The sequence below is a fragment of the Pirellulales bacterium genome, from assembly GCA_035656635.1.
Lineage (GTDB): Bacteria > Planctomycetota > Planctomycetia > Pirellulales > JADZDJ01 > DATJYL01.
Genome location: DASRSD010000190.1, coordinates 1 through 9,085 on the forward strand (window position 1 = coordinate 1; position 9,085 = coordinate 9,085).

11 protein-coding genes are annotated in these 9,085 nt (G+C 56.4%); 6 read left to right on the plus strand and 5 right to left on the minus strand.

The features are described 5' to 3' along the window. The 6 genes from VFE46_20220 to VFE46_20245 all read left to right on the plus strand — a co-directional run. On the plus strand, positions 1–652 hold a 652-nt coding region (locus VFE46_20220; GenBank protein ID HZZ30336.1), incomplete at its 5' end, for a hypothetical protein. A 36-nt stretch (positions 653–688) separates the two neighbouring features. Further along, positions 689–1,441 (plus strand): hypothetical protein, encoded by a 753-nt coding sequence (locus VFE46_20225; GenBank protein HZZ30337.1) that lies wholly within the window; start codon positions 689–691, stop codon positions 1,439–1,441. Between the two features lie 72 nt (positions 1,442–1,513). Beyond that, the gene (locus VFE46_20230) at positions 1,514–1,873 is read left to right on the plus strand and encodes an STAS/SEC14 domain-containing protein (protein HZZ30338.1); all 360 of its coding nucleotides are present in this window, start codon (positions 1,514–1,516) and stop codon (positions 1,871–1,873) included. A 93-nt stretch (positions 1,874–1,966) separates the two neighbouring features. Next, positions 1,967–4,165: a serine/threonine protein kinase gene (locus VFE46_20235; protein ID HZZ30339.1), complete on the plus strand. Its 2,199-nt coding sequence runs from the start codon at positions 1,967–1,969 to the stop codon at positions 4,163–4,165. After that, positions 4,155–5,456, plus strand: a complete 1,302-nt coding sequence (locus tag VFE46_20240; protein ID HZZ30340.1) for an LssY C-terminal domain-containing protein — start codon at positions 4,155–4,157, stop codon at positions 5,454–5,456. Before VFE46_20235 ends, VFE46_20240 begins: the two co-directional genes overlap by 11 nt. A 211-nt stretch (positions 5,457–5,667) precedes the next feature. Further along, on the plus strand, positions 5,668–6,000 hold the full coding sequence (locus tag VFE46_20245; protein HZZ30341.1) for a DUF883 C-terminal domain-containing protein: 333 nt from the start codon (positions 5,668–5,670) through the stop codon (positions 5,998–6,000). Positions 6,001–6,042: 42 nt separating this feature from the next. On the opposite strand, the gene VFE46_20250 is transcribed toward VFE46_20245, so the two are convergent. The 5 genes from VFE46_20250 to VFE46_20270 all read right to left on the minus strand — a co-directional run. Then, a complete protein-coding gene (locus tag VFE46_20250; GenBank protein HZZ30342.1) occupies positions 6,043–6,717 on the minus strand; it encodes an ATP-binding cassette domain-containing protein in 675 nt (224 codons plus the stop codon). 5 nt (positions 6,718–6,722) lie between these two features. After that, the gene (gene modB / locus VFE46_20255) at positions 6,723–7,418 is read right to left on the minus strand and encodes a molybdate ABC transporter permease subunit (GenBank protein ID HZZ30343.1); all 696 of its coding nucleotides are present in this window, start codon (positions 7,416–7,418) and stop codon (positions 6,723–6,725) included. 48 nt (positions 7,419–7,466) lie between these two features. Further along, complete coding sequence (gene modA / locus VFE46_20260) at positions 7,467–8,261, minus strand: molybdate ABC transporter substrate-binding protein (GenBank protein HZZ30344.1); 795 nt, start codon at positions 8,259–8,261, stop codon at positions 7,467–7,469. A 27-nt stretch (positions 8,262–8,288) separates the two neighbouring features. Further along, positions 8,289–8,735 (minus strand): RbsD/FucU family protein, encoded by a 447-nt coding sequence (locus tag VFE46_20265; GenBank protein ID HZZ30345.1) that lies wholly within the window; start codon positions 8,733–8,735, stop codon positions 8,289–8,291. Between the two features lie 48 nt (positions 8,736–8,783). Next, positions 8,784–9,085: L-iditol 2-dehydrogenase (locus tag VFE46_20270; protein HZZ30346.1), on the minus strand; the 302-nt coding region annotated here is incomplete at its 5' end.

Sequence of the window (9,085 nt, forward strand, 5' to 3'; positions counted from 1 at the left end):
GCCGGCGGCTGCGTCAACCACCGCGGCAGCGGATGCCGCCACGCGGGCGAAAATTATGAATAGCGACCCCTGGAAGCAAATCGGCGTGCAATACCAGCAATGGTTGAACACGCAGCCGATTTACACTCCCAACCAAATCAAAAAAATCAACGATCAGCTCAATGCTCAAATCCAGAGCATGCCAACCAGCGAACTGCAAGGCTTCATGGACGACTGGCAGGCCAAGCTGAAAATTTTGAACGGCAAGGATTTTCAAGAAGCGCAGAACTGGCTCGGGGCCTACATGACCAACATGGCGCAAGGTTATCGGCGCGATTATTTGCGGCAAATGGGGTTGACCAATATCCCCAACAAGACCGCCGGCCAATTGGAGGCAGCCATTACCGATATTCGCGCCGATCAAATGTCGATCACGCAAAACCAAGCGGCCTTCAACGCCGGCCGGCAGCAAGCGGTCCAGTCTGCCCAACAGCAAAACGCGGCTTCGCAACAAGCGCAGCAAACACAGTTCAGTTCCTATAACAGCGCGCCGGGCTTCAATACATTTCAAAGCCCTTACCGGCCGCCCAAGTTTAATCCACCAGCTCCGCCCCAAATGCAATTCTTCGAAGACAATGGCCCAGGCCAAATTAGTTACACTTTGCCGTTATAGTCAGCATGTTTTCTTCCGTTGTTCGAGGGTCCAGCAATGGCTGCAAAATGGATCGCTACTAAATCGATCGCTGCAAAATGGTTGACTGTGATGCTGGTTCTCGCCGGGTGCGCAACGGCTAGGCAAGCGATTGCTGAACAACCCGTCCCCGCTGCGGCCGATCGCGCCGGAGCAACCACGCAATCGGTGCTGATGCCGCCGTCAGAAAACGCCGCTCGATCCAAAATTATGGCCAGCGACGAGTGGAAGCGGCTGGGCGCAGAGTATCAAAAATGGCTTTCGACCCAGCCCATTTACACTCCGGCGCAAATCAAGCGAATCAACGAAAAGCTCGAAGCACAAATTCAAGCCATGCCGGCCAGCGAGTTGCAAGCGTTCATGGACGATTGGCACGCCAAGCTGAAAGTGCTCAACGGCAAGGACTTTCAAGAAGCCCAGAATTGGCTCGGCGCGTACATGACCAACATGGCCGACGGTTACCGCCGCAAGTATCTGGAATCGCTTGGGCTGATGGATATTCCCAACCTCAGCGCCCAGAAGCTGGAAGCGGCCATGACCGAAATTCGGGCGGACCGGCAATCCATCGCTCAAAACCAAGTGTCGTTCGATCGCCTGCGGCAGCAGCAATTGCAAGCGCTGCAGACCAGCCAAGGGACGGTGCAACAAGCGCGGCAGGAGCGAGCGACACAGCTCAACAGCTCATACGATTCGGGCAGCTTTCGAAGTCCGTACAGCGTTCCGTTCGGCAATAACTTTGTGCCGCCGTTTGGCTCTTACTTGCCACTATGAAATAATTTAACTGTGAAACAATTGATCTGTGAAATATTTTATCTGTGAAACAATTGATCCAGGAGGGAAAATATGATTGAGCAACTTTCCGGAATGCCAACCAACGTGATGGGCTTCCAAATGTCGGGCAAGCTGCACGATGCGGATTACAAAACATTCGTACCACTGATCGACGAAGCCATTGCCAAGCAGGGAAAAATTCGGATGCTGGCGCAGTTTCACGATTTCCACGGTTGGGACGCCAAAGCGCTGTGGGACGACACGAAATTCGCCACCACGCATTGCACAAAAATCGAGCGCATTGCTTTGGTCGGCGAAAAGACGTGGGAAAAGTGGATGGCCACCATTTGCAAGCCGTTCACGATGGCGAAAATCCGCTACTTCGACGCTGCCGAGTTGGAAGCGGCCAAACAATGGCTCGCCGAGGCGTAAACTCACGAAGCCGCAGCCTCGCGTTGATTTAGCGCACCAGGCCGGGAGCTGTTTGTGGACCAAAGCAAATCGTCTTCGAAGGCCGCCAGCGCTGTGAAATCTGCAGCACGCAGCGCGCTTCGGTCGGCCGTGGTCACCAGCCTGATCCGGCGCAAACAGTTGTGGATTTGGCCGATTCTAGCCACGCTGATTTTGGGCCTGTGCGGCTGGTGGGTTAGCCGATCGGTGGAAAATGCCATGCGCGAGCGCCGAATCGGTGAGCTGACCGCCATTCTGAACGCCGATGTAGCCGCCCTGCACGTGTGGACGCTGGAAGAAATCAAGGATGCACTGCTGATTGCCGACGACGATCAGCTTATCTCGCCTGTCGAGCAGCTCGCGACAATTGGAAAATCTGCCGCCGATGCTGATCCAACCCGGGCGCTGCTGCAATCGCCGGCGCAAGAGTCAATTCGCGCACGCTTGAAGCCGGAAATGGCGTTGGGGTATGCGGGCTTTGTGATTCTGTCTCCTGAAGCGGTCGTGCTGGCCGCCGATTTGGATGCCCCCGTAGGCCGCTCGCTGCCGGGCTACCAAAGACAGTTTTTCACGCAAGTGGCAGCCGGAAAGCCCGGCGTCTCGCATCCATTCCGCAGTATTTTACTGCTCAAGGATGAAAAAGGCGAAGTCAAATCGAACCTGCCCACCATGTTCACCGCGGCTCCGTTGAAAAATGCGCAAGGACAAATCGTGGCCGTGCTCGGTTTGCGCATTCGCCCCGATGAAGATTTCACGCGCATTTTGCAAGTGGCCCGCAGCGGCGAAACCGGCGAAACGTACGCTTTCAATCAAGACGGCTTGATGCTCAGCGAAAGCCGCTTTGACGATAATCTCAAGCAAATTGGGCTGTTGGCCGATTTGCCCGATTCGCGCTCGATTCTCACGCTGGAAATGCGCGACCCGGGAGTCGACATGACCACGGGCGGGCGGCCAGAATTGCGCCGGGCCGATCAACCGCTGACCAAAATGGCTACAGCAGCGCTGAAGAGAGAATCAGGTGTCGAAGTCAGCGGGTTTCGCGACTACCGGGGCGTGCCGGTGATTAGTGCGTGGACGTGGCTGAAAGACGAAGGATTTGGTGTGACGACAAAACAGGATGTGGCCGAATCGTTCCAACCGTTGTACGTGCTCCGCCGCGCCTTTTGGGGAATGTTTGCACTGCTGGTGATAGCCGCCGTGGCGATTTTCTTCTTTACGGTGGTCGTGGCACATGCCAAGCGCGAAGCCCGGTTGGCTGCACTTTCCGCCAAGCACCTGGGCCAATACACGCTGGACGAAAAGTTGGGCGAAGGAGGCATGGGCATCGTTTACCGCGCCCATCATGACATGCTCCACCGCCCTACGGCGGTCAAGTTCTTAGGTGCGGAACGAACCAACGAGCAAACCATTGCCCGCTTCGAGCGCGAAGTGCAACTCACGAGCAAGCTGACGCACCCCAACACAATCGCCATTTACGATTATGGCCGCACGGCGGAAGGCATTTTTTATTACGCCATGGAGTATCTGGACGGCATCAACCTGGAAGACCTGGTGAAAAAGCACGGCGCCCAGCCGGAAGGCCGTGTGATTTATATTTTGCAGCAAGTGTGCGGCTCGCTGGCCGAAGCTCACGGCACGGAGCTCATTCACCGCGACATTAAGCCGGCCAACATTATCCTGACCGAACGAGGCGGCATCTATGACTTCGTCAAGCTGCTCGATTTCGGCCTCGTCAAAGCGCTGGATGACCGTAAAGATTCCTCGCTGACCGCCACGGGCACGCTCACAGGCACGCCGCTGTACATGCCGCCGGAGGCGATTCAAAACAATCAAATGGACGCCCGCAGCGATTTGTATGCGGTGGGCGCAGTTGGTTATTTCCTGCTGACCGGCACGCCTGTTTTCGATGCCGATAATGTGATTCAAATTCTGCAAAAGCACGTGATGATGACGCCCGATTCGCCTGCCAAACGCTTGGGCAAGCCGGTGTCTGCCGAATTCGAGGCTCTATTACTAAAGTGCTTGGAAAAAAAACCCACCGATCGGCCGGCTTCGGCGGCGGCATTGGCCGATCTTCTTGGCCAGTGCTCGGCGCTGGCCACGTGGACCAAAGCCGATGCCTACGCCTGGTGGCAAAAGTGCTACCCGCGCACGCCAAGTTCCACGACACAACCGGATACCACGACGCAAATGTTCGACGCCACGCAAATTTTAAGCTCGGCGCTGGTCAGCAGCGCGAAATCAACCGAGGGCAACCACGGCAATGGCCCTTGATCGCATTCCCGTCTTGCGCTGGCTGTGGGTGCCTTACCGTCCGGACGCAGCAGCGCGAAAATTTCTCGAGCGATCACAAAGTCAATCGGCCGATGGCCTGGAAGCCACGGTGGCCGTGCTCGATGCCGTGGAAAGCAAAGAATTTTTCGGCGTGTCGCTGGCCCGACGCGGCATTCAACCGGTTTGGTTGCAAATTTCCAATGGTTGCAAGCAGCCATATCGGCTGAATCTGCTGAGTTTGGATCCGAACTATTATTCGCCTCACGAGGCGGCGGCCATCACGCGCTATGTGACCGGGCGACGGCTGCTGGAAGTTGGCTTTTTCGCGTGGATATTTCTCCCCCTGTTGATTTTGCCGCTGCTGCTTTTGCTGCCGATCAAACTGTTCGCCGCCCGGCGAGCCAATCGGAACATGGAAGCATTTTTTGAGGAGCACGCCTTTCGCCTGCGGCCAATCCGCGGCGGAGCGAAGGCCGAAGGATTTGTGTTCACCTCGCTGGATGTCGGCAGCAAAATTGTGCATCTTCGATTGTTGAGCCCCGAGGACGTTAAGGAATTCACGTTCACGGTGCCCGTGCCTGGGTTGCAAGCTGATTACATGCGCCACGATTTTGAAAATCGTTACGCGGCTAATGAGCTCATTGTGTGCACCATTCCCACGCTGGTGGAACAGCTCGCCAAAATGCCCCCCAGCACCGCCAATCGCGGCGGATTGCGGGCGGGTGATCCGGTGAACCTGGTCGTCGCCGGAGAATTTCCAACCCTGCTAAGCGCTTTCGGAGCCCGGTGGGACGAAACCGAAACCATCACGCTGGCCACCTGTTGGAAAACATTTCGGGCGTTCTTCATTGGCTCGGAGTATCGCTACTCGCCGGTGAGCCCGTTGTATTTATTCGGACGGTGTCAGGATTTTGCGCTGCAGCGGGTGCGGCGCTCGATTAACGAACGGCTGCACTTGCGGCTGTGGTCTACTCCGCTGCGCTTTGAAGGCGTGCCGGTGTGGGTGGGTCAGGTGAGCCGCGATATTGGCGTGCGATTTACTTGGCGAACGTGGAACTTGACGACCCACAAAATTGATCCCGATGTGGACGAAGCCCGCGATTACGTCGTCGAAGATTTGCTCCAGGCCGAACGGTTGGAAAAGGCGGCTTATGTCGGCGGAGTGGGCCCGTGCGACCGGATTTCGCCGCGGCGAAACTTAACCGGCGACGTTTACTTTACTGACGGTCGACGGGCCGCCATCATGGTTTCGCCCTCTCGAACGCAGCCGAAATTCGTCGCCTGGGATTGAAGGGCCCGGCCCACCTGACATTGGGGCCGCACTGAAAAACACGTCGGAATCAGCGAATTTTCCGGATCTTGGACGGTTCCTTTGCCGCCCGGAAATAACCTACACTTGCTTGAACCTTGAGGCCGGCCCCGGCAGGCCTCGCAAATGCCTGCCACCGACGTGGACTTAGGCCTCCGAATGGTTCGAGCGATTTTTCAGAGGAGATCCAATTATGTTTCGCAGTGACGTAAAAGACCGCAAAGCAACTAAGAATTCCAATCACACCTTGCGCAATGGCAGCAACGGAAAAGGATATGGCGCCGAGACCGAACGGAATGTTCTGACCGCAGTTCGCGAATTGAGCTCCGACGCTACGCAATCGATGAAGCGCCGGGCCGCCGAGTTCAAAGACAGCGCCGCCGATTACATTAGCAAAAGCCGCAAGAAAGTTCGTGCAATGCGGAAATCAACCAAGCAACAAGTGAAGCAGAATCCCAAAGCCGCGCTGTGTATTGCCGCCGGCATTGGGTTGCTAGCAGGCATTTGTTTGCGCCGCCGCAAGTAAATTGGCCAAATTACAGGATGAACGCAGACGCGGCCTGGATTTCTACACAGAATTTCCAGGCCGCGCTGCGTTCTCCGTCGGCTGCGGCAAAGCAGAGCCCAGCGAAATGGTCGTGTGCGCCAGCCAATCGATGCTTTCGCGATCGTGGCTGACCAGCAGCGTGGGAATGTGAAACTCTTCGATCGCGCGCACCAAATGTTCGGCCACTGATGCCCGCAAGCTCGGATCGAGCGCACTCAACGGTTCATCCAACAGCAGCAGCTTTGGGCTGCGCAGAAGAGCACGCCCTACGGCCACGCGCTGTTTTTGTCCGCCACTGAGCGAATAGGGTTGGCGTCGGAGCAATTCGTCCAATTCCAAGATGCGCACTAACTTTGCAAAATCGACGCCCGCGGGCTGGGCCCGCCGTTGTCCGTAACGCAAATTTTGCTCCACGTTCAAGTGCGGAAATAATTGATAATCTTGAAACACGTAGCCGATGCCACGCTGTTCCGGCGGCAAGCTAACAGGTAGGTTCGAATCGAACAGGATTTTGTCCGGCAGCGAAATTCTTCCGGCTTGCGGCGTAAGTAAGCCGGCAATTAAATGCAGCACCGTGGTTTTGCCGCTGCCCGACGGGCCGGCCAGCGCCGTCACGCCCTGCTCAGCGGCAAAGGCGAAGTTCAAATGGAAGCCGTGCGGATAAGTGAAACGGCAATCGAAGTTGAGCGCGCTCATGGCGGTTAGGCGGTGGCTCCCCGCAAGCGCTGCCGTCCGAAACGATCGAGTAATTCGCCGGCCCCTAACGCCAGGGCGGCAATGACCACCGAGGCAATTACCAACCGGATCGATTGTTCCATGCCGCCGGGAACATCTAACTGCGAGTAAATCATTAGCGACACCGTGCGTGTTTCGCCCGGAATGTTGCCGGCCAGCATGATCGTCGCTCCAAATTCTCCCATGCTGCGGGCGAACGCCAACATGCTGCCGCTGAGAATTCCCGGCCGCGCCAAGGGCAATTGAATAGACCAAAAGGCATCCAACGGCGACGCGCCCAGAGTGCGCGCCGCCTGAACCAAGCGATCGTCGATGGCCGAAAACGCCAGCCGAATGGGCCGCACCAAAAGAGGAAACGCTACGACGGCCGAAGCCAGGGCCGCGCCTTTCCAATCGAAGACAAAGCGTAGGCCCAGCGTCGACTCCAAAAACGAACCCAGCAGGCCCTGCCGGCCGAACGCCACCAGCAGCAAATACCCGGTCACCACGGGCGGCAACACCAGCGGCAAGTTAATCAGCGTTTCGACAATAAATTTTCCGGGAAAATTTCGCTTCGCCAACAGCCAGCCCAGCGCGATGGCCAGCGGCAGGCTAATTATCACGGCCACGCTGGCCACCAGTAGTGTCAATCGAACCGCTTGCCATTCTGCGACGGTTAACACAGCGGCGTCCTTTTCAATGACGAGCTAAATCGTGCTGAACAAATGAATTCACGGTTGCGCCGCAGCTTCGTGCAATCGCGAAAATCCAAACTTGGCGTACACTTCGTCCGCTTTGGACGATTGTAAAAAGTCGAATAACTGCTTCGCGGCGGGATTTGCCCCGCCATGTTTCAGCAGTACCAGGGCGTACACAATTTCGTCGTGCAATTTCGGATCGAACTCATAAATCTGTGTCGTACCGGGCGCTGTGCCTACATCCGTCGAATACACAATGCCCGCTTCCGCCTCGCCCCGCTCCACATAACTCAGCGCGCTGCGCACATCTTGGCCGCGGACAATTTTGCCGTCGTCGGTTAGTTTTTTGAGTAAATCAAGTTTGGTCAGCGCCTGGTCGGCATACATGCCGGCCGGAACTTTTTCGCCCGCCAAGGCAATCTTTTTCACTTGGGCCAAAAGCAAATCTTGCGGTTGTTGCACGCCCGCCGGGTTGCCCTTCGGAACGACCATGACCAAACGATTCGTCAGCAAGCGAACCGTGGCGTCGGCCAGGTTAGCCTTTTGAACGTCATCGGCCCATTGTTGGCTGGCCGATAGAAACAAATCGGCTGGCGCTCCCGCTTCAATTTGTGCCGCCAGGCCGCTGGAGGGCCCGGTGTTCACTTTCACCTCTGTGCGAAATTCCGATTGAAACTGCGATGCCAACGCTTCCATCACTTCTTTCGTGCTGGCAGCCGCAGAGACAATTAGCTCGGGCTTGCCAACTCCCGGAGCGGACGGTTGCTGCGAGCATCCGCCCAGCAAAACAGCCACCAGAATCGCTAAAGTGATTTTTAAGCGTCGCATAGAAGTTCTCCCATTGGACTCAGCGTATCAATCCTTGCGCACGCCGACAACAAGCAGTAAGTTGGCAAACTGTCGCTGATCGGCCGTTTGAATAGTTAGCACGTGCTCCGGCGATTGCACCGTGCGGTAAAACTCACTGCGCTCAATCGGCTGCAATTCTATCGCTATGGCGTGCTGCCGGAAAATGGTGCGAAACTCGGCCCAAATGGGCGGGTCGTGCGGCAAGGCGTGCGGCCCGGATGCATCCGGCTGCATGGTGTGGGCCGCTTCGATGGGAATTGCCGTGGCCAAAGCTTCCAGCACTTGTGTGCAAGTAACCACACCAGGCGACAAATTTAGGCTCACTAATTCTGCCCGCGGCCCCAAGGTAGATGAGGCCGGATAATTCCCGTCCGCAATCAACACTTTAGCCGTGTGGCCGGCCCGGGCCAGCACAGCGCTAATTTGCGGATGCAGGAGCTGATGTTTGAGCATGGAGAGAAAAGGCAGAAGGCAGAAAGCAGAAGGCAAAATAAAAAGGAATTAATGTTGGTTGTCGAGGTTGAACATGGCTTTGATGACTCCGGTTTCTGGCAGTGTGTACGACGAGAACACATCAGGCAACTCGTCGAAGCCGGTGCGATGCGTTATCCACGGCCGGGTGTCGATGCGTCCAGCCTCAATGAGCTGAATAATTCTCGTAAAATCTTCCGGCAGGGCGTTGCGGGAACAAAGCAGCGTCCCTTCCGATTTGTGAAACATCGCATGGCGGAATGTCACTTCCTCGCCGGTGAGCCCAACGAAAATCAAGCGGCCTCCTTGAGCAATATAGCCAAACGCTTGCG